The organism is Lysinibacillus sp. GW821-FHT14F06, from assembly GCF_058803665.1.
Window position 1 is genome coordinate 123596 of sequence record NZ_JBXAPF010000009.1, and the last position, 20680, is coordinate 144275.

General features: G+C 37.1%; 18 protein-coding genes. 2 read left to right on the plus strand and 16 right to left on the minus strand.

Going from position 1 to position 20680, the window contains the following annotated elements:
• Positions 1-160 precede the first annotated feature (160 nt).
• Both ccpA and AC1RNS_RS10980 read right to left on the minus strand, forming a co-directional pair.
• Positions 161-1165 carry a catabolite control protein A gene (ccpA, locus tag AC1RNS_RS10975; protein ID WP_492992570.1) on the minus strand — a complete coding sequence of 335 codons (1005 nt, stop codon included), beginning with the start codon at positions 1163-1165 and terminating at the stop codon, positions 161-163.
• A 181-nt stretch (positions 1166-1346) separates the two neighbouring features.
• A complete protein-coding gene (locus AC1RNS_RS10980) occupies positions 1347-2432 on the minus strand; it encodes a bifunctional 3-deoxy-7-phosphoheptulonate synthase/chorismate mutase (RefSeq protein WP_492992571.1) in 1086 nt (361 codons plus the stop codon).
• A gap of 173 nt (positions 2433-2605) precedes the next feature.
• Between AC1RNS_RS10980 and pilM the strand changes: the two genes are divergently transcribed.
• Entirely contained in the window at positions 2606-4759 is a 2154-nt protein-coding gene (gene pilM / locus AC1RNS_RS10985) for a pilus assembly protein PilM (protein WP_492992573.1), read from the plus strand.
• 61 nt (positions 4760-4820) lie between these two features.
• Here the strand turns inward: pilM and AC1RNS_RS10990 are convergent, their stop codons facing one another.
• From AC1RNS_RS10990 to AC1RNS_RS11030, 9 genes are all read right to left on the minus strand, one after another.
• Positions 4821-5321 carry a YtxH domain-containing protein gene (locus AC1RNS_RS10990; protein ID WP_492992575.1) on the minus strand — a complete coding sequence of 167 codons (501 nt, stop codon included), beginning with the start codon at positions 5319-5321 and terminating at the stop codon, positions 4821-4823.
• A 133-nt stretch (positions 5322-5454) separates the two neighbouring features.
• A complete protein-coding gene (locus tag AC1RNS_RS10995) occupies positions 5455-5961 on the minus strand; it encodes a DUF948 domain-containing protein (protein ID WP_492992577.1) in 507 nt (168 codons plus the stop codon).
• A gap of 111 nt (positions 5962-6072) precedes the next feature.
• Positions 6073-7386 carry a UDP-N-acetylmuramate--L-alanine ligase gene (gene murC / locus AC1RNS_RS11000; protein WP_492992579.1) on the minus strand — a complete coding sequence of 438 codons (1314 nt, stop codon included), beginning with the start codon at positions 7384-7386 and terminating at the stop codon, positions 6073-6075.
• A gap of 229 nt (positions 7387-7615) precedes the next feature.
• On the minus strand, positions 7616-10714 hold the full coding sequence (locus AC1RNS_RS11005; protein ID WP_492992580.1) for a DNA translocase FtsK: 3099 nt from the start codon (positions 10712-10714) through the stop codon (positions 7616-7618).
• A 394-nt stretch (positions 10715-11108) separates the two neighbouring features.
• Positions 11109-11723, minus strand: a complete 615-nt coding sequence (gene ytpR / locus AC1RNS_RS11010; protein WP_492992582.1) for a YtpR family tRNA-binding protein — start codon at positions 11721-11723, stop codon at positions 11109-11111.
• Entirely contained in the window at positions 11720-12544 is an 825-nt protein-coding gene (locus AC1RNS_RS11015) for a DUF1444 domain-containing protein (RefSeq protein WP_492992584.1), read from the minus strand. Before AC1RNS_RS11015 ends, ytpR begins: the two co-directional genes overlap by 4 nt.
• A gap of 148 nt (positions 12545-12692) precedes the next feature.
• Positions 12693-13211 (minus strand): hypothetical protein, encoded by a 519-nt coding sequence (locus tag AC1RNS_RS11020; RefSeq protein ID WP_492992586.1) that lies wholly within the window; start codon positions 13209-13211, stop codon positions 12693-12695.
• Between the two features lie 95 nt (positions 13212-13306).
• Complete coding sequence (locus AC1RNS_RS11025) at positions 13307-13828, minus strand: DUF84 family protein (protein WP_492992588.1); 522 nt, start codon at positions 13826-13828, stop codon at positions 13307-13309.
• A 62-nt stretch (positions 13829-13890) separates the two neighbouring features.
• Positions 13891-14967: a M42 family metallopeptidase gene (locus AC1RNS_RS11030; protein ID WP_492992590.1), complete on the minus strand. Its 1077-nt coding sequence runs from the start codon at positions 14965-14967 to the stop codon at positions 13891-13893.
• Between the two features lie 165 nt (positions 14968-15132).
• Here AC1RNS_RS11030 and AC1RNS_RS11035 point away from each other — a divergent pair, with 165 nt between their 5' ends.
• Positions 15133-15447: a hypothetical protein gene (locus AC1RNS_RS11035; protein ID WP_492992592.1), complete on the plus strand. Its 315-nt coding sequence runs from the start codon at positions 15133-15135 to the stop codon at positions 15445-15447.
• A gap of 51 nt (positions 15448-15498) precedes the next feature.
• Here AC1RNS_RS11035 and AC1RNS_RS11040 read toward each other — a convergent pair whose 3' ends face one another.
• The 5 genes from AC1RNS_RS11040 to AC1RNS_RS11060 all read right to left on the minus strand — a co-directional run bounded on the left by AC1RNS_RS11040 (position 15499) and on the right by AC1RNS_RS11060 (position 20472).
• A complete protein-coding gene (locus AC1RNS_RS11040) occupies positions 15499-16725 on the minus strand; it encodes a carboxylate--amine ligase (RefSeq protein ID WP_492992594.1) in 1227 nt (408 codons plus the stop codon).
• 192 nt (positions 16726-16917) lie between these two features.
• Complete coding sequence (locus AC1RNS_RS11045) at positions 16918-17781, minus strand: YtnP family quorum-quenching lactonase (RefSeq protein WP_492992596.1); 864 nt, start codon at positions 17779-17781, stop codon at positions 16918-16920.
• An 11-nt stretch (positions 17782-17792) separates the two neighbouring features.
• Positions 17793-18440 (minus strand): tRNA (guanosine(46)-N7)-methyltransferase TrmB, encoded by a 648-nt coding sequence (gene trmB / locus AC1RNS_RS11050; RefSeq protein ID WP_492992597.1) that lies wholly within the window; start codon positions 18438-18440, stop codon positions 17793-17795.
• A gap of 76 nt (positions 18441-18516) precedes the next feature.
• Complete coding sequence (locus AC1RNS_RS11055) at positions 18517-19467, minus strand: diacylglycerol/lipid kinase family protein (protein WP_492992599.1); 951 nt, start codon at positions 19465-19467, stop codon at positions 18517-18519.
• A 3-nt stretch (positions 19468-19470) separates the two neighbouring features.
• Entirely contained in the window at positions 19471-20472 is a 1002-nt protein-coding gene (locus AC1RNS_RS11060; protein ID WP_492992601.1) for a nuclease-related domain-containing protein, read from the minus strand.
• Positions 20473-20680 lie beyond the last annotated feature (208 nt).

The window sequence follows — 20680 nt, forward strand, 5'->3', positions numbered from 1 at the left end:
TTGATGAAGTTGCACTCTATCCATCACTTTGAGGTTGCTATCCTCAAATACCGCAGTTCTATCCACCGTTTTAAGGTTGCTATCCGTCACATTGGATGTTTTATCCGTAACTTCAACAAAAAACACGCAAATCCTCAATAAGATTTACGTGTTTCTAACATTATTTACTTTTGACAGATTGACGATGTTCGATACGATGCGGTAAGATAACCGCTTCATCTTCTACCAGCTCTTTACTCATTAGTTTTGTTAGCAAGCGCATAGCAACGGCTCCAATATCATAAAGTGGCAGCGCTACACTAGTTAACTGCGGGCGAACCATTCGTGCTAATTTTGAGTTTTCAAAACTAATTACTTCGATATCCTCAGGTACATCTTTTCCTGCGTCCTGTGCACCATGAATCAGTCCAATTGCTAATTCATCACTGCCAGCGAAATATGCAGTTGGGGGATTTTCCAATGAGGATAAAGTTTCCCAGGCTTCTAGCCCCATATCATAGCTGGATTCCTCTGCAGCAATTAGTGAATCATCTATAGGTAAGCCTGCATCTTGCAAAGCCTTTTTATAAGCCTCAAGCTTAAATTTTCCGTTAATCGTATAAGTAAGTGGACCTGTTACAAAAGCAATACGCTTATGTCCATTTTGAATAAGTAATGTAATGGCCTCATAAGCCGCTTGGTAATAGTCAATATTAACTGTTGCAATGGTTTGTGATTCATCTACTGAACCTGCAAGCACAATTGGTACTGGTGAATGGTCCATTGTTTGCTGCATTTTTTCAGTTACTTCATCACTCATCATAACAATTCCATCAACCTGTTTGCCCAACATTGTATCCAGTAACTGTAGCTCTTTATCTTCATGTTGATCTGAGTTAGCTAAAATAATATTGTAACGGTACATGGTTGCAATATCCTCTACACCACGTGCCAGCTCCGCATAAACATTGTTTGCAATATCTGGGATAATCACGCCAACTGTTGTTGTTTTCTTACTTGCTAATCCTCGCGCTACTGCGTTTGGACGATATTCTAATCGTTCAATTACTTCTAATACTTTTTTTCGTGTTGCCGGTTTTACGTTTTGATTGCCATTGACTACACGAGAGACCGTTGCCATCGAAACATTTGCTTCTCTTGCAACATCATAAATTGTAACAGTCATCGTACGTGCCTCCCTTTTTCCTTTTATAGCCTTATCATACGATAATTTTCATATTCTTTTCAAGAAGAAGTACGTATACGATAAGAAAACCAAGTTCAAATAGTACTATTCTAGACATTATTTTGTCACGATATAGTAAAAACCGCCTGCTGATTTAGCAAGCGGTATATTTTAAAACGAATTAAGCATGAATTTCATAATTTTTCATGAATTTTTGCAGCGTTTCATAGAATGCGTCAAATGTAGGGATGTCCATTTGCTGTTGTGAATCGGAAAGTGCTACAGATGGATCAGGATGCACTTCAGCCATTACGCCATCAGCACCGATTGCAATAGCTGCTTTCGCACATGGTAATAATAAATCACGACGCCCTGTTGAATGTGTTACATCTACGAATACAGGCAAATGTGTTTCCTGTTTTAAAACTGGTACAGCTGAAATATCTAATGTATTACGTGTTGCTTTTTCGTAAGTACGGATACCACGCTCACAAAGGATAATGTTTTCATTTCCTTTAGACATAATGTATTCTGCTGCGTGAATGAACTCATCGATTGTTGCTGCTAAGCCTCGTTTTAATAGTACAGGTTTGTTTGTTGCACCTGCTGCTTTTAATAACTCGAAGTTTTGCATATTACGTGCACCAATTTGGATAACATCGATATAATCCAATGCTTCCTCTAAATGACCAGGTGTTACAATTTCCGTAATAACACCTAAACCGTATTCCTCTGACACACGTTTTAATATTTTAAGACCTTCTAATCCAAGACCTTGGAAGTCATATGGAGAAGTACGCGGCTTGTATGCACCACCACGAATTAATTTTTCACCTTTTGCTTTAATAGATGCTGCTACCGCTGCAACTTGCTCGTATGATTCAACTGCACAAGGACCAAATACGAAAGATGGCTTTCCTTGTCCAATTAACTCACCATTGATATTGATCACTGTATCTTCTGATTTCTTCTTACGAGATACAAGCAACTCCTTCTTCTTATCCGCTTCAAGTTGTTTTAAAGCAGTTTTAAAGATTTGCTTAAATATATAATCAACCGTCATTTGGTTTAATGGACCCTGATTGTTTTCCTTAATAAGATCAAGCATGTGTCTTTCACGTAGTGGATCATAGCGATTCACACCTTGCTTTTCTTTAATTTTACCGATTTCATTAACTACAGCTGCACGTTCGTTAATTAGACGAAGAATTTCTAAGTTTAAGCCGTCTATTTGACTACGTAAGCTTTCTAAATCTTTTTGGCTCATGCTTTCTTGCTCCTCTCCTCATGACAGACACTTTCAGAACTCTGAAATGTATGTTACATTTTTAGATATTAGCAATATTATAATCAATGTTGTTCAGAATGTCACGCATTTTTAATTTAGCGCTTCAACTCACTAAATTATTTTACAATATTACAAGAAAGGAAGCGATTACATTGAGTTCAAAACTATTTGCACTTGATATTGGAACACGTTCTGTTGTCGGCATAATCTTAACTGAAAATAATGACCATTTTCACGTCGAAGATATTTTAGTGAAAGAACATAAAGAACGGGCTATGGTCGATGGTCAAATACATAATGTCATGTATGTGGCAGATTTAATCAATGAAATAAAACATGAGCTTGAAGAAAAGCATGGTAGCTTAACAAAGGTAAGTGTAGCTGCAGCTGGCCGCTCATTGAAAACAGAACAGGCGAGCGTGACCATCAATATACGAAATCGTCCAATTTTTACAGAAGAGGATATAAGCCGATTAGAATTACAAGCTGTACAACAAGCACAGCAGCAACTTTTACAACAGAAAGAGGATGCAAAAATAAGCCACTACTATTGTGTAGGCTATTCTGTTTTATATTATCGATTAGATGGTGAAGAAATTGGTAGCTTGCTTGATCAGCAAGGAGATGAGGCGCAAATTGAAGTGATTGCCACGTTTTTACCACGAGTGGTCGTAGAATCACTTATTGCTGCATTGAAACGAGCTGATTTAGAAATGGACGCACTCACTTTGGAGCCAATTGCTGCCATTAATGTGCTTATTCCTCCGACAATGCGTCGTTTAAATGTGGCACTTGTTGATATCGGCGCAGGGACATCTGATATTGCCATCACCGATAAAAGCACAGTCGTTGCCTATGGGATGGTGCCTACAGCTGGAGATGAAATTACTGAGGCATTGAGCGATCATTATTTACTTGACTTCCCAGTGGCTGAAAAAGCAAAAAGGCAACTGCAAACAGAAGAAGAAATTTTAATTCAGGATATATTAGGTTTTGATCAATATTTCTCAAAAGAAGAAGTACTTAAAGCAATTGAATCTGCTGTCAAACTACTTGCTAAAGCCATCGGAGAAGAAATATTACGTCTTAATAACCGGACTGCTCCTAAGGCAGTCATGCTTGTTGGCGGTGGAAGCTTAACACCAAACCTCACAACTGAACTTGGAGCAGTATTAGACTTACCAGCAAATCGTATTGCCGTTCGAGGAATAGATGCCATACAAAATCTGACGAAGGAAGATCATATTAAAGCATCACCCGAATTGGTAACGCCAATCGGCATTGCCATTGCGGCAAAAAAAATGCCGATTCAATATATGAGCCTTACTGTTAATGATCAAGTGGTTCGTCTTTTTGAATTAAAAGAAATGACTGTTGCGGATGCTTTTTTAGCAGCAAATATTCGTGCAAAACAATTATATGGAAAACCAGGGCTTGGATTGTCAGTTAGCGTGAATGGACAAGATATTTTCATCCCAGGGGGTCACGGACAGCCTGCGGAAATTTTAGTAAATGGACAACAAGCAGCTACTAAAACAATGATTAAAACAGGTGACGCCATCCAACTAATTGAAGGTCAAGACGGGCAGCCTGCAGTAGCAACTGTAAGAGATATTGTTGACAATGCAGCTATCAAAACAATACACATTCAACATACTAAATATGTAATTGAACCTAAAATTACGGTTAATGGTTCTCCTGCCTCTCTCGATAGTGCTTTAAATGATCGAGATGTTGTTGCTTTTGAAATCGCAGATACAGTTGAAGAAATATTTAAGCTTACAAATAACTGGGCTTTATTAAAGCAATTTGAATCCTTTTATATTCAAGTAGATGGCAAACCACTTTACCTACCTGAGTTTTCCGCACAGTTAATGATTAATGATAAGCCAGCTAAACTGACATATGCAGTGCAGGATGAAGACGTGATTACCTTTCAGCAGCAAACATTACCAACCGTTCAACGAATAGCTGACCAAATGAATATCTTACTAGAGGATAAAATCATTATTCATTTTCAGAACGAGATCCTAGAGCTGAAAAAAATGGCAAATGAAGTGCTCGTCAACAATAGCGTGGTATCACCTCTGTCAACGGTTCCAAATGGAGCGACAGTTTCATTTATGGAGAAGGATCGAAGTCGTTGGATTTACCAGGATGTCTTCCGTTTCTCTAACTGGCAGCTACCTACGACATTTAAGGGCAACTTTACAATATTACGAAATGGACAACCTGCCAGCTTTGATATGGAAATTTTCGGTGGGGATAAATTAGAAATCTCGTTAGAGGAAGCAGCTATTTACTAAGAAATCAAAAAGGGTACGATATGTCCTTTAAAGGACGTATCGTACCCTATTTTCTAAACTATTAAGCGCGGACTTCTTCATTTTTTTCTTCGGCTTGTTCCTTTGTTTCAGCTGTCTCTTCTGCTTTAGGCTCTTCATTAGGAACATAATCCTCTAACGGTTCTTCACCTTCGAAAGAAACTGTGCCATCGTCAAAAACAGTTGGTGCTTTTGCAGTTTTTAACGTTTTTACTTTCTCTACTAATTGTGTAGATTGCTCTTGAATTTGTTTAGATAATTGAACTGTTTTATCTTTTGCTGTCGTTGAAAAATCTGCACTTTTATCTTTTAGGTTTACTGCTTGTACAGCTACATCGCTCCGTAAATCTTTTCCTGATTTTGGAGCTAGTAATAAGCCAGCAGCTGCACCGACTATACCCCCTACTAATGCGCCAATAACAAAATCTTTCATGTTCACACGCTCCTCTTCATAAATAGACTCTTGCGGATGATAAAGCTGCGGTAATGAACTTTCAAGCTGTTGTTCCTTCACTTCATTAAAATTTGGCTTTTGAGTTGTCATGCAACAATTCCTCCCCATCTTATATTCATGTGCCTAGACTGGTTGTCCATCTACTTTTTTGTTGATGCATCTTCAACTTATGTCTAAGGCTTTATTTTTATTCAGATGACACGAAATGTCTACTGAATAATAATCACTTTTTACGACCCCATTTTCTTTTTGGCTTCTCTGATTGTTCGGCTTCAAAAACATAACTGTCTTCTGAAACCAACTCTTGAGCCTGCTCAATTACTTTTCGCTTCTTCCATTTATCAGCAATACCCATTGCAACATTACTCCATTGAACAACCTGTGCGATTTTTTCCTCATTTTGCTCTACACTTTTTGAAATAGAGGAAGTAATATGCTGTACAGACGTATTTAAACCGTTCACAGAGTCACCAATTCCTTTGACTGCATGAACAACAGAATTTAACTGTTCTGATTTTTGCTGAATGTCCTCTGCCAAACTATTTGTTTTGGTTAATAAGGAAGTCGTTTCACGTGTAATTCCTTCCATTTGTCCTTCAATACCTGATAAAGTTCCTGCTAAGCTGTTTAAAATGGATTTTAGCGAGAATAATGTCATTCCGACACTCACACATAAAATTAAAAAACCGATTGCTGCTATAATCGCTGCAATATACAAAATTACTTCCATAAAAAGACCTCCTGCTAGTAAAATTCTCTTTACTATTACTTTCCCTATCTTCGACAAAAAAAACTGAATTCCTTCTCAATTTTTGAGAAAAAACAGCTTATTCCTTACGGACTAAGCTGTTTCGTTGTTTTTTAACACGTTTTCAAAAGCATCTTGGAATTTGTGAACATCGCCTGCGCCCATAAATAAAAATACTGCGCCCTCATGTTTTGTTAAAACTTCAATTCCTTCAGTGGTAATCACTGCACTGCCTTCAATTAACGACGCCAAATCATGGATTGATAACGCGCCTTGTGTTTCCCTTGCAGAACCAAATATATCACATAAATATGCTGTATCTGCAAGACTTAGACTATCCGCAAAATCCTGTAAAAAAGCTTGTGTACGTGTAAAAGTATGTGGTTGGAAAACAGCTACTAGCTCACGCTCCGGGAATTTTTGACGTGCAGATTGAATCGTTGCACGGATTTCAGTTGGATGGTGGGCATAGTCATCTATTAATACATTATTGCCAATATCCGTTTCAGTAAAACGTCTTTTTACACCTTTATAACTATTTAAACGTTCCTGGATAATATCTGGTGAGATACCTTCATACTGACAAAGTGTAATAACAGCTAATGTATTTAAAACTGCATGATCCCCAAACAATGGGATAAAGAATGTACTGTAAAATTCATTGCGCACAAAAACATCAAATTTAGTTCCTTCTGTTGTTTTATCAACATTACGTGCCTCAAAATCATTTTCTGCTCCAAAGCCATAATAAACAACTGGAACCTTTGCTTGAATGCGTTGTAAATGTTCATCATCACCACAAGCAATAATTGCTTTTTTTACCTGTAAAGCTAATGATTGAAAGGCAGAGTAAACATCCTCAATATTAGCGAAATAATCTGGATGGTCAAAATCGATATTAGTCATCACAGCATAATCAGGATTATATGCTAAGAAGTGACGGCGGTATTCACATGCTTCCATCACAAAGAAATCTGCATTTTCATGTCCGGCTCCTGTTCCATCACCGATTAAATAGGAAGTTGGTTTATATCCTCCGACAACATGTGACATTAAGCCGGTTGTGGAAGTTTTTCCATGTGCACCTGTAATGGCAATTGATGTGTAATTTCCGATGTATTCCCCTAAGAACTTATGATAGCGAATAATCTCTACACCAATTTCTCGTGCACGCACTAACTCCGGATGGTCATCAGGAAAAGCATTTCCTGCAATAATTGTCATACCTTCTTTAATATTATCTGGATTAAATGTAAAAATTGGAATATTCCGTTCACGTAACGGCTGTTCTGTGAAAAAATATTTATCAACATCTGAGCCCTGTACTTGTTCACCAGCATCAAATAAGATTTGTGCAAGTGAACTCATGCCAGAACCTTTAATGCCTGTGAAATGAAAAACTGTCATTAATTAAACCCCCCGGGAATATCAATATCCCATCTATCATCTATTAGGTGTACCGTATTATTTCACCAATTATTAGGTATTAATACCTTTAAACAAGCTAAAAAATACGTACTTGTCATCACATCTTGTCTATTATAGCACTATTTATGCATAAGGATAAATGTGTAACTTTTCTAAAAATACTAATTTCGACGTAAATCAGATAATCTATACGAAATCCATGCAATTCTTATTCAAACATAGTAATTAAATCTTCTTCTGTAATATAACTTTCTCGTGGTTTGCTGCCTCTAGCCTCTGATACAAAGCCATGAGATTCTAACATATCAATTAAACGGGCAGCACGATTATAGCCAATGTGGTATTTACGCTGAATAAGAGACGTAGAAGCTCCTCCCTGTTCAAACACAAATCGGCAAACTTCCTCAAATAAATCATCTTGCTCTGCAGAAATCTCCGTTTTTTTCAATAGCTCCTCCTGATCAAAAATATAATCAGGTTCACCTTGCTCACGGACATGCTCTATAATGGACTCGATTTCATCATCAGTCACAAATGTTCCCTGTAATCGTACTGGGGAAGACATACCATTCCCTAAATATAACATATCGCCTCGTCCAAGTAATCTTTCCGCTCCTTGCCCATCTAAAATCGTACGAGAATCTATTTGTGAAGATACTGCAAAGGCAATACGTGTAGGAATATTTGATTTAATGAGCCCTGTAATCACGTCAACGGACGGTCTTTGTGTCGCAACAATTAAATGGATACCACATGCACGTGCCTTTTGTGCAATACGACAAATCGCTTCCTCTACATCCGCTGGAGACATCATCATTAAATCAGCCAGCTCATCAATGACAATAAGCATGTAAGGTAATTTAAGGCTATGTTCATTATTTTTATCTGCTAATGCATTGTAACGAGTAATATCACGTGCACCTGCATGAGCAAATAGCTGATAACGCCGCTCCATTTCCTCCACTGCCCATTTTAATGCAGCTGTAGCCGCCTTAACATCTGTAATAACAGGGCTAACTAGATGAGGAATATGATTAAACGGTGCCAGCTCGACCATTTTAGGATCAATAAGCATAAGCTTTAATTCATGAGGGGCAGCTTTATATAACAAACTAACCAAAATTGAATTTATACAAACTGACTTACCTGAACCTGTTGCCCCTGCAATTAAACCATGAGGCATTTTACGTAAATCAATAGTTACAGGTTTCCCAGTTAAATCCAGACCCAAAGCAGCTTCTAATGGTGATTCTGATTCAAGGAAAGAGGCACTATTTGTTACTTCTGATAAACGAACAGCACGAGATACACGGTTCGGAATCTCAATCCCAATTGAACTCTTTCCAGGAATAGGCGCTTGAATACGGATATCTTTCGCCGCTAATGCGAGCTTTAAATCGTCTGCCAAATTACGGATTTTACTAACCTTTGTGCCATGACTCACTGTTATTTCAAATTGTGTGACGGCAGGTCCTTGCATGATAGACTCGATTTGAGCGGACACTTGGAAATAAGATAGTGCTTCAACTAAAGTATCTCCCTGCTGCTCCATCCACTCCGTATCCTGTGTTTTTTCCTCAGGTGGCTCTAAATATTCATCCGTTGGCTTTTGATACACATGAACAAGCTTTGGAGGATTTTCCTTCTCTTCAATTCCTTCGAGAGTTTCGTTTGAAGGCTGCTCTTGATCTTCCGCTTCAATAGGCTCTTCCTTTAGTAGCAACTCGACATTTTCACTGAGATATTCATGTTCAGTGATGGATGGTATCTCCATATCAGTAGTTGCGGAAATTTCTTGACGGCTATCTATTTCTATAGCTGTCTTTTCTAAGGTCGATACGCTAGACATTGTTGCTACTGGTGACATTGTAATGACAGATACACTATCTGACAAATCATTGATTGGAGAACTTTGAATAGATGACTCTTTTTTCTCCACCTGCTGAGATGTTACTTCTTCTTCCTCTAGCTCTAATCCAATAATTTGAGTAGAAACTGCATGTTTTATTTCTTCTTGTATGGATGGTATCAATAGATGTTCGTCATCTATACTTATCGTTTCAAAAGATTCCTTTTGTTCATCTTGTTTTTTTTCAACTACAGTAGATGGCTTTATATTTTTGGATTGTTGTTGAATTCGCCATTTTTCTTTATCCGTTTTTAACATTAATACATTAAAAGGAATACGACTTTTATCTTGCTTAGGAATAGCGTCAAATGATTGACCTTCTAACATTTCCTGCTCAATAACTTCATTTACTGGCGGTTGAACTACTGTTACTTCACCTATATGAATTGTAGAATTTTCAATTTGAACCTGCTCCACAATGACTTCTTTCACATGAATTTCTGATTGGTCCGCAGTAAGTTGCTCAACATCCAATTCATGCTGAACGGCCTCTTTTACTTGATCCTCAAATGCAACAGCAAAAGAGGTTGTTGGAGGAAGGGGCAGTTCTGCTTTCAGCTCTTCGTTTGAATCACTTATTTCTTGTGAAAAATCTTCATCAAACGTAATCGGTTGCTTCGTTGATGCTTCAAAGGTTTCTGGCATTTCAAATCGTTCAGGCACATCTTGCTGAACTGGGCGAATTGGCTCTTTTTCTATTAGTATATTTTCGAAAGCCTGATTTGTTGTCGTTTCTTTTAAAACCTTAGGCTCTGCAGGAATTGAAAACTCCTTTTTATCGAGTTCTTCCTTGCGTTTATCCAATAATTGTTCGATAGGACTAGGCTTTGCAAAACCATAAACCGGAGAAGGTACATCACTCGGTACAAAACGTTTTCGATTAGCAGGCATACTACTTTCTACCATTCTTTCCGGTGAACTATTATTCTCTTTTGGTTTAGGTATTGGCTGTTCATTTTGTGCATCTCGAAAAACAAGACTTGCTTTTGAACGGAACCCCTGTTCAGACTGACTTTTTGTCATGGTTGTTCTGCCCGTTCGCTTTGAACGATTAGCTAATAAATCCCGAATACCAGAAACCTCAACATCATAAACACTTGAATCAACAATATGATTATTTAAATGCTTTGGCAATGATAAGTCTTCGATTTGTCCATAATAATCATCTTCCATTTGATTAAATGATTCTTTTGGTTGCGATGTAGACGTTGGTGAAGGTGAGATTTCCATATCCTCAATCAATGGGAATCGAAAAGTTTTTTGCTTTGATGCAGGTGCTTCTTTCACATGCTGCTCAGTCTGTTCATCATAGTTTTCATACATTTCTTCATACTCATATTCGTATTCACTGTCATCTTTATTTATAAATTTATTAATTTGTTTTTTAAACCAATTCACTCTATTTCACTCATTTCTCATACACTTCATTTATAGCATTGTCTATAACAATTACGCCCAGCGTAATTGCGTCTTGTTTTTTTTCGAGCTCGTAGGCCAACGTGATGTTGGTCACTTAGGCGTTTTCACAGGATGTGAAGTTCTTAGCCTGAGTCCCTCTATTTCAGCGGGGCGTTTGTACGCCCACTGAATAGGAAAAAAACCGCACTCATCTCGCCACATATAGAGGTGGGAGTATTCTGCTGAATAAAGATAAACTAACACAATGTCTATATCAAAAAGCATACCATAAAAGTGGTATAGAAACTTGTATTTAGAGGCTCTCCATACAAAAAAATCGTTATGCTACCAGCATTTTTAGTAGCATAACGATTTTACGAATATATCTTTTATTTTAACGTGTTGGTGCTTCAAATGCACTACCAATTGTTGCATCTTCTGGTAACACTAAAATCCCTTTTTCTGAAGGGGCATTTGGTATAGCAAGTTCGCGCGCTGAGCACAGCATTCCATGTGAATCAACACCACGTAAATTGCCTTCTTTAATAAGCATCCCGGAAGGCATCACTGCGCCAATTTTCGCCACGACAACCTTTTGACCTGCTTCTACGTTCGGTGCTCCACAGACAATTTGTAATGTCTCCTCACCTACATTTACAGTACAAACGCTTAATTTGTCAGCATTGGGATGTTTGTCCTTTGTTTCTACAAGACCCACTACAAATTTTGGCGTAAAATCTACATCTAAGCTAATAGCAGCTCCATTTTTAGTAATAGCCATTTCTAACTGTGCTACTAATTCAGGTGTTACTTCAACAAGTCCCTTTGCATCTGTTTGTACATAGCTACTTGCATTAAATAAGTTAAATGCTTTTATTTCTCCTGTTTGTGCTTCCTTTAAAATGGCAATATCACCAGCACGCTCTACCTCTGTTTTTACAATTGACTCCGTTGCTAACTGGACTAGCAATACATCGCCAACATGCTCTTTGTTGTAAAATACGTTCATTGTTTTTCTTGCTCCTTTTTCACTCTGTTTTTTGCTAATATAAAAATTGGTTCTAGTTCCCCATCTTCATAGATAAAAGATAATGACGTAATAGGGACAGTTCCGACAGTAAAGAAATGCATTGTCATCTGCGCTAATACATCATACCCTGTTTCATTGCGAATATCACCTATGATTAGGACATCTTGATGCGGCACAGATAATGTCATATCCCCCTCAATTTGAGTACTCATTTCCTTTAAAAAGCTTTCATTTAAAATGCGGCTTGCATCATACCCGTCATTGGCATTGACAAAATAAAAAATATTTCCTGCCACTTCATCCTTCTTATAAACAGTCGGTAGTGTCTTCACAGAAAAACGTGCCATTTCACGTATCTGTTCCTCAGTTAATTGTAATACCTCTAACATAGATATATCTAGAAAACGATAGGTTTTTCCTAAATCAAGCGCATAAAAAATACGTGTCTCAGCTGTATGCTCTGTAGTAATGAATGCATGTCCTTCTTTTGAAGCTTTTGGGTAGGATGTGGAGCGAATGACAGGATAAATTTGAGTAGTTGCTTGGAATCCTTGTTCCTTTTCTTGCTCCATCGCCTGAAAGGTTTGCTCAATTGTATAAACAACTTCATCAACTGCAGCTTCCTGCTTTTCATTATACTTTGCTAAAATACCTGGAAGAGATAGCTCCATCCCTTTACCAATTTTTTTATGGTTCAAGCGCAATTTATCATGCTTCTTATCAAATTCAAAATTAAATTTTTCTTCATTTAATCGTTGTTTCAATAGAGAGACAAGTTGCTCTGATTTAATCTGTTTCACCTTGCTCACATCCTTTCTCTACAATTCATTTGGTGTAATTGCTAAATTCGACAAATAAAAGAATTTGAACCTTATGAAGCAGTTAGGAATTGAAATGAAGAGAAAACGGTTCACCTGTTTGTGAACCGTACTGTTCAAAACTATCCAATTATTTAATCTTAACTGAATGTACAATTTTCGTCATCTCTGATAAATTTTCTTCTATACGTTTTGCCTGAGAGATGGTCGTCATTTTAATACCACCACTGCTTACAATTAGCTCAAATTCATTCTCATTGTCTGTTTTGGAAACAGCCGAGAAACCGAAAATGCCATTCTTTTCATAGGTATTTTCCTTAATAATTTCTTTCGAGCTATCCTCTTTTAATAGATTATAATAAAGTTTACTATTCGCATCTTCACGATCATTAATAAAAAGAATAAAACTTTCTTTTCCCTTTGCTATTAATATATTATATGCATCCGAGCTATCTTCAACTTTAAAGTGAGAGGGTAAGTATAATTCTACATCCCCAATCTTATCTGTATGGTCTGCAGGCTCCTCTGCAAAAACTGTTTCTGTTATTTGAAGCCCATTGCTAATTTGATCATCAACAGACTGATTGCAGCCAGAAAGTCCCAATAGCACAACCATTAACCCTGCTGCACGTAGCCATGTATGAGACATGTCTCTCTTCCTTTCATTGCTAACTTTTTCTCTATTTTAAAAAAATTCTTGTAAAGTTGCAACTTCACTATCCCATTATCACTAATTCTATCATACTATTCATGTGCTAATGCGAACAAATATTGACCAACCAAAAGAGAGACAATATGCTCAAACATTACCTGACGGCTTACTATACCTTGCGTAAAAATACCCACTGCGCCTGCACCCTGACGAATATCTTTTTGTTGAGTGTATTGCTCCATCACAGGTCCTAGTTCCCAACCAGCTCTTATTTCCTGGGCAATCGATTCTGGTAATAGTATTTGTGCACCTGCAGCCGTATAGGTAGTGCCATTTGCTACAGCGAGAGCACCCCAATTGCAAACATACATTAAACCATCAATTTCTGTTATGCCACCCTCTAAGCCAAATGATAATTGTGCACTAGTTTCAATCATTGCATTTTTAGCACGATTAATAGCACCTAATCTTGTTTCTTCATGAGTCATAGGTTGATTAGACACTTGTGATGCAGCCTTAATATAAGTAAATGCAGGATTCTCTAAATATTTTCTAACAATTATTTCAACGGCCTCTATCTTTGCTTTATTTGTTGTCCCAATAGCGATATTCATGTCCAACTACCTCTTTTCTTACATAGAAAAAGATGCCCTTTAAGGCACCTTTTCATCCTATTTTATACATTAGCGTGTATCGTCTCTAATGTCGAACGATCTGCTTTTTTCACTAATTCTACAATTAAAGCCTTTGCAGCAGCATAGTCATCAATATGAATAATAGAAGCAGAAGTGTGAATATAACGTGAGCAAATACCAATAACTGCGCTTGGCACTCCGTCATTTGCTGTGTGCACACGACCTGCATCTGTGCCTCCTTGTGATACAAAATACTGATAAGGTATATGATTAGATTCAGCTGTATCTAAGATGAATTCACGCATCCCTCGATGTGTAACCATTGTACGGTCAAGAATACGTAATAAAGTCCCTTTACCCAATTGACCAAATTGATTTTTTTCTCCTGACATATCATTCGCAGGCGAAGCATCTAAAGCAAAGAACAGATCAGGTTTAATCATGTTTGCTGATACTTGAGCACCTCGTAAACCAACCTCTTCCATCACGTTTGCCCCAGAATATAAATGAACACCAAGTTTTTCATGTTGTACTTCCTTCATTAACTCGATTGCCAATCCGCATCCATAGCGATTATCCCATGCCTTTGCCATAATTTTTTTCGGATTAGCCATTGGTGTAAATGGACAAATAGGAATAATAGATTGTCCTGGTCGAACACCTATAGCAATCGCATCTTCCTTATTATCTGCACCTACATCTATCAACATGTTTTTAATTTCCATTGGCTTTGAACGCTCAGCATCTGTTAATAGATGTGGCGGGATCGATGAAATTACACCAGGTATAGCTCCATTTTTCGTAAACACTTCAACACGTTGTGCTAGCATTACCTGATTCCACCATCCACCTAATGTTTGAAAGCGAATCATTCCATTATCTGTAATCGATGTAACCATAAATGCTACTTCATCCATGTGACCAGCAACCAATACTTTTGGTGCGTCAGCAATTTCGCTATGCTTTACACCAAATATACCCCCTAAATTGTCCTGAACGATTTCATCCGAGTATTTTTCTAGCTCAGTACGCATAAACGAACGAATAGCATGCTCGTTCCCTGGAGCGCCTGGTAATTCTGTTAATGTTTTAAATAAATTTTTTGTTTCCTCATTCATGATGACTCTCTCCCCACGAAGTAGAATATTCTTCCTTGCCTATTGTATCATATTTATTTCCGATTTCGAAATATTGATACATTTCCTAAAACTGCTAAAGTGTGAACGTGCATTCACTCCCTGTCCTATGCTAAAATGAAGATATAGAAAAAGGAGGAAAGAAGCATGAAATTACGTGATTTTTTAATTGGTGTCGCAACTGGTCTAGCTGCCGCAGTCATTATTAAAGAAGCAAGTGAAAAAGTTTCTCCATATGTACCTGCAGGACAAGTACTCGAAAACATAAAAAAGGAATTTAAAAAAGATTCACCCATCGATGGGTCTTGGATTTATATGAAAACAGATGATTTCACAAATGGCATTATGACAATCCCAGTATATCGTGGAGGTATCTCTCGTATGCAAGCAGGAGAAATGCAAACATTTGAATTTGCCGCGGATGCCCGTTCTGGTGTAGTGGTAGAGCTAGTAGAAGTATAGTTATTATCCCATAAACAAAGAAGCCATCTCAGCTGAGATGGCTTCTTTGTTTTACTCGGATAGCCCTTTATTATTAAAGTACTTTTTATATTTTCGATAATAATTTAAATTATTTAACGTTAGCTTGACCCAACGCTTGGCATTCATATCCTCATTAAAATAAAGAGAATTTGTATATTTCCCTTCACGAATTAATTTTTTCGCTTCTAGTTTAAGCTTTTCATTGGATGCATACTTGAATAATACCCCTTTAGGAATAATCATCCATAAATGCTTATCCTGTACATATGTTAATTCCTGCTCAATATTTAACATATGGTCGTCAGCTACATACTTCATTAAATTATGGCCACTCGCTGTTACATAATAACTTGAGCGTCCATTACGTAAGTTAATTTCAAAAAGCTTATACTGTTTGTCACGAATATCGTATTTCATATCGAAGTTTGCAAAGCCTGTATAACCGATATCCTCTAAGAAGTTGCGTACTTGATCCAGTAGTTCTTTATCGTATGTAGTAACGATGGCTGCGTAACTACCAATACCTTCTGGTGAATGCTCTTCTAAAATTGGATTACCTAAACACATCAGCTTAACTTTGCCGTCTTTGCCAACATACGCATTTAATACACGCATATATGAATCGTCACCAGGAATAAATTCCTGAATGATCATTGTATCCTGATAGCTTGAGCTATAGATTGCTTTTAAAATGGCTGTTTTTTCAGCTTCATCATGTGCAACAAAAACTTTTTTCTTACCAGGGAACTTACATGCCCAGTATTCAACCGAATTCGAAGCCTTTAGAATAATCGGGTAATCGAATGGTGGTGTAAAATTTTCGTAATTATCAGCTGTAACTGTCGTTGTACCTGGGTACTTGAAATTGTACTTATCACACATTTTATAGAAATTTTCTTTTAACAAAATTTCATCCATCAGCGATTCATCAATATAAGGTACTGTAAAATGCTCCTGTAATGCTGGCTTATTTTTGATAATAAGCTTTGCGTAATCATCACCACAGGCTAATAGCAGTAGTTTTTTATTAGCATATTTTTTTGCTACCTGTGCAAGGGCGGGCGCAAATACATCCTGTTCATTTAAGCGATCTATCTCCTGGAAATCTAAAATATGGCTGTCTTGTGTAGCTGTTAAATGTGAACGTCCTAATACAAGTGGCTTTATGCCATATGCCTCATAGAACGCACGTGCCATACCGTATGCATTCATATCTGATCCTAATAGTATTGGTAAAAATGGTTGCTCAGTTGCCATGTAATTTCAACTCTCTTTTATGTTTTAGTATCGTTTTTAAGTGTATCATATTTTCTAAAATGTTCACGGAAAAAGGTCAAAAAAAGCAAGGTATAGACAATTAATCACCAATACTATAGATGGAAGTATTCTGTTAAATCAAGATAAACTAAAAAACGTGCAAACAGTTTAAGTTTACACGCTCTTTACTCATTAGAATGTAATGACAGCTTGTCTGCTACGCTCAAGCTTATCAACTATTTCCTTGCCTGTTTCGTCCCATTTAATCATGCGATAATATGCATCATGATAGAAGATAAAACCATAGCCATTTGCTAGTGCTTCTTTCATAATACGTTCTTTCGCAAAGACACTTGCCATCGGATAATCATCATATGCTAAAACCCATAATGGATTTTGATGAGCATGTGTTGGCATAATATCTGCCATATGCAACAGCACTTCACCATTTTGAGTTAATTTAATGATGGCATGTCCATCACTATGACCACCAGTATGAATCATTTCTATACCAGGAACTACCTCAAGCGTACCTTCATACGTTTCAACTAAATGCTGAACAGGCTCCCAGTTCTCTTTCCAATACGTATTTTTTGAGCGAATATTTGGCTCACGCATCTCATCCCATTCAATTTTCGTCACGAAAATTCTGGCATTCGGGAAAGTTGGAACAAGTATATCATCTTCCCATTGCGTTAAACCGCCAGCATGATCGAAATGCAAATGAGTCATTAATATTGCATCAATATCTGCCGTTGTTAATCCTAGCTCCTGTAAGCTATCCAATAATGTTGATTCTTCAGTAACACCAAAATTTCGAAGCTGCTTTTCATTTAACTTGTTAAAGCCAACACCTGTATCAACGAGATAATTTTTACCTTCAAATTGAATTAAAATTGGCTCAGTCGGTAACTCGATTTGATTTTTTTCGTTTACTGGATATTTGCGTGACCAAAGTGGTTTTGGCACGACTCCAAACATAGCACCGCCATCAAGGCAAGTGACACCCCCATTTAGCCATGATAATGACATATTGTGAAACTGTAACTGATCCATCCATACTCCCCCTATTTAGTAATGAATTGCGATTCTAGACGATAGATTGGCTGTCCTTTAGCAGAAAATTTCTGCTCATACTCAGTCATAACATTATCCTCAGGCATATTCGCATGTAGGTCGAGTGATACATACTTTAGTAACATACCATATTCAGAAATACTAGTTAATGAATACTCAAACAAACCACGGTTATCCGTTTTAAAATGGATTTCCCCATTATCCACTAAAATCGACTCATATAATTTCAAAAAATCCCCGTGCGTTAAACGTCGTTTCGCATGACGCGTTTTTGGCCAAGGATCTGAGAAATTCAGATACACACGATCTACATCATTTTTTGCGAAATATTTATATAAATCTGCGCCATTTACTTTTAATAATCGTAAATTCGCTGGAGATTTAGCCTCTACTATTTTTTCCAACGCACATACAATGACACTATCATAAAGTTCAATGCCAATGTAATTAATATCAGGATTTTGTAAGGCCATACCAGTAACAAATTGCCCTTTTCCAGTACCTACCTCAATATGCAGCGGGTTGTCGTTGCCAAAAACTGCCTGCCAATTCCCTTTAAAGTCCTCTGGATTTGGAATAATCACCTCTGGATGACTTGTAATCATTTCCTCCGCCCAAGGCTTATTTCTTAATCTCAATTTTTTTCCTCATTTCTTTCATGTAAAATTATTGATTTTTTATAGTATAACTTATTACCATAAAATTCGCATGAAATTATTGCGAAATGATATTTTTAGCTTCTTCTGCTACTACATGCCAAGCTTCACGTTGAACTGCACAATAGATGTTTGTTCCATGACCAATTTCCCCAATATAGTTACCATCTGTATGACAATCAATTTGCTGTGATTGCAGCAATATTTCAAATGCATTGCCTTGTAAAAATGTGATTTCTTTAAATTTAGTATGCTTGCCAAAAAATACAGTAATAAACACAAGCAATAACTTAAGACGTGAAATACCATGAACGATTGTTAGTTCTATTTTTCCATCATTAGGTTTGGAGCAAGGAGAGATTTTCATTCCTCCTCCGAAATAAGGATGATTACTCATAGCAACAAACCATGTCTTCTGGAACTGCCATTGTTGATTGTTTGTACGAATGGTTACATCAAAGCGCTGAAAGCTAAATAACCCTCTAACTACAGCTACAGCATAGGATAACTTACCAAGCCCGATTTTATTGAGATAAAACTTCAAACGAGATTTATTAATGTACTTCGTAACAAAAGCATCAAAGCCAACGCCCGCATTATTAACAAATATCCTGTCCTGAAGTGCTCCAAGCTGAATGGTACCAGCATCCATCGAAAGACTAGACATATTTGTCTGTAGATAAGTTTCAATTTGTTGAGCATTTTGAAATGTTGTGAAGTATCGCGCAAAGTCGTTCCCAGAGCCTGCACGCACCACACCAATAACTATATATTCATTATGTACAACGCCACTTACAACCTCATGTATTGTGCCGTCACCGCCAACAATAACAACTAGTTTTTTTGTTTGCGCATTTTGTGCCCATTGATTTGCAATTTTTTGTCCATGTCCTTCATATTCTGTGAAGACAGCTTGATAGTCGATTGTTAAATGGCGTTGAAGCTTACGCCAAACCTTCTTACCCTTTCCATTACCAGCTGCCTCATTCACAATAAATAATACCTGCATGCATTAGTCCTCAGCTTGTTGAGAAGATTGCTGCCAAATATCCCGATTAAAGGATGTCGTTTGTACATTATTTAAAATCGTTTGGGCAGCACGAATTTGCATATGCTTCATCGGAGAGGACACTTTTTTTAAATACTCCATCCATCCACCATAATTTCGATAATCAAAAAACTGTATACCATATGGTGATCCCGGATAATCAAAATAGCCATTACGTGTTAAAACAACCTTACGAATTGGCATGTCAATATTGTCCTGCTTAAATAATTGCGTTAATACAGATTCCATGCGACCTAAATTAATTGTTGGATTCAGGACCTTAGAATCCTTTGTCCCCACCTTTTTAATCCAGAATCGATCACTGCCTCCCACATAAACTGCCTGATTCTCCGCTTCTAATACAGTAATACAAATACATTCTGTTGGTGACATCAGTACAACATCAAGTTCTATCGGTGCTTTTCTAATTTGTAAAATCGGATAATAAAAAAGTAAATAATTATCAGGTAATTGCTGTAATAAATTACGCAGCAAAGAATCACGCATAAAACGAGGATCGACATATGATTTTTCACGTAAAGTTGAACTCGCCCATTTCATCTGAAAATGGAAAAATTGATCGATAAACATTCGTTTTAATTCATGGATAGACTGTGGTGCATAGACAATTTTCGGTTCAAATGTTAATGTTGTTTCCTCTTCTGGAATACTGTCCTCATCACTGACTAATTCATTTGAGATTTCGAGTTGTTCAATATCTTCTTTTTCTTCCTTGTGACGACCAGCAAATAATTTTTTTAATAAAGAAAAGCGTTCTTTTTCCTCAAAGGGTTCTTGTTCGACAACAGAATCATGCTGCCATTCAGTAATATCTTCTCCAAGCTCCCACTGTCTTTTGACACGCTCCCACTGATTTTTCTTTAAACGTACAAATTGTGTGGGATATCTTGCTAAATCAATTTGATAACGTGAAATATAATCTTGTAATTTCACCAATTGTGCCATTTTACGGTCACTCCATTCTTACTTGCCCTCTATGTAATTATTCCTTTTTGAATGAAGGAAATTAATCGCTACGCTTTTATTACATCGACATTTGCTTTCCAAATATAAATCTCTTTAGATTAATCTATCTTATTTATTTTACATGACGATACAGGAGAAAACATCCATAATTTGCTCTATAATGTAAAACTTCAATCAGCAAATCCTC

Bases quoted from the DNA above. Each gene is read 5' to 3' on its own strand.
- ccpA (WP_492992570.1), bottom strand. From the start codon at position 1,165: ATGACTGTTACAATTTATGATGTTGCAAGAGAAGCAAATGTTTCGATG.
- AC1RNS_RS10995 (WP_492992577.1), bottom strand. From the start codon at position 5,961: ATGGAAGTAATTTTGTATATTGCAGCGATTATAGCAGCAATCGGTTTT.
- AC1RNS_RS11040 (WP_492992594.1), bottom strand. From the start codon at position 16,725: ATGGCAACTGAGCAACCATTTTTACCAATACTATTAGGATCAGATATG.
- AC1RNS_RS11060 (WP_492992601.1), bottom strand. From the start codon at position 20,472: ATGGCACAATTGGTGAAATTACAAGATTATATTTCACGTTATCAAATT.
- AC1RNS_RS11045 (WP_492992596.1), bottom strand. From the start codon at position 17,781: ATGGATCAGTTACAGTTTCACAATATGTCATTATCATGGCTAAATGGG.
- AC1RNS_RS10990 (WP_492992575.1), bottom strand. From the start codon at position 5,321: ATGACAACTCAAAAGCCAAATTTTAATGAAGTGAAGGAACAACAGCTT.
- AC1RNS_RS11020 (WP_492992586.1), bottom strand. From the start codon at position 13,211: ATGTCTCATACATGGCTACGTGCAGCAGGGTTAATGGTTGTGCTATTG.
- AC1RNS_RS11035 (WP_492992592.1), top strand. From the start codon at position 15,133: ATGAAATTACGTGATTTTTTAATTGGTGTCGCAACTGGTCTAGCTGCC.
- AC1RNS_RS11030 (WP_492992590.1), bottom strand. From the start codon at position 14,967: ATGAATGAGGAAACAAAAAATTTATTTAAAACATTAACAGAATTACCA.
- AC1RNS_RS11055 (WP_492992599.1), bottom strand. From the start codon at position 19,467: ATGCAGGTATTATTTATTGTGAATGAGGCAGCTGGTAATGGAAAGGGT.
- AC1RNS_RS11025 (WP_492992588.1), bottom strand. From the start codon at position 13,828: ATGAATATCGCTATTGGGACAACAAATAAAGCAAAGATAGAGGCCGTT.
- ytpR (WP_492992582.1), bottom strand. From the start codon at position 11,723: ATGAACGTATTTTACAACAAAGAGCATGTTGGCGATGTATTGCTAGTC.
- murC (WP_492992579.1), bottom strand. From the start codon at position 7,386: ATGACAGTTTTTCATTTCACAGGCATTAAAGGTTCTGGCATGAGTTCA.
- AC1RNS_RS10980 (WP_492992571.1), bottom strand. From the start codon at position 2,432: ATGAGCCAAAAAGATTTAGAAAGCTTACGTAGTCAAATAGACGGCTTA.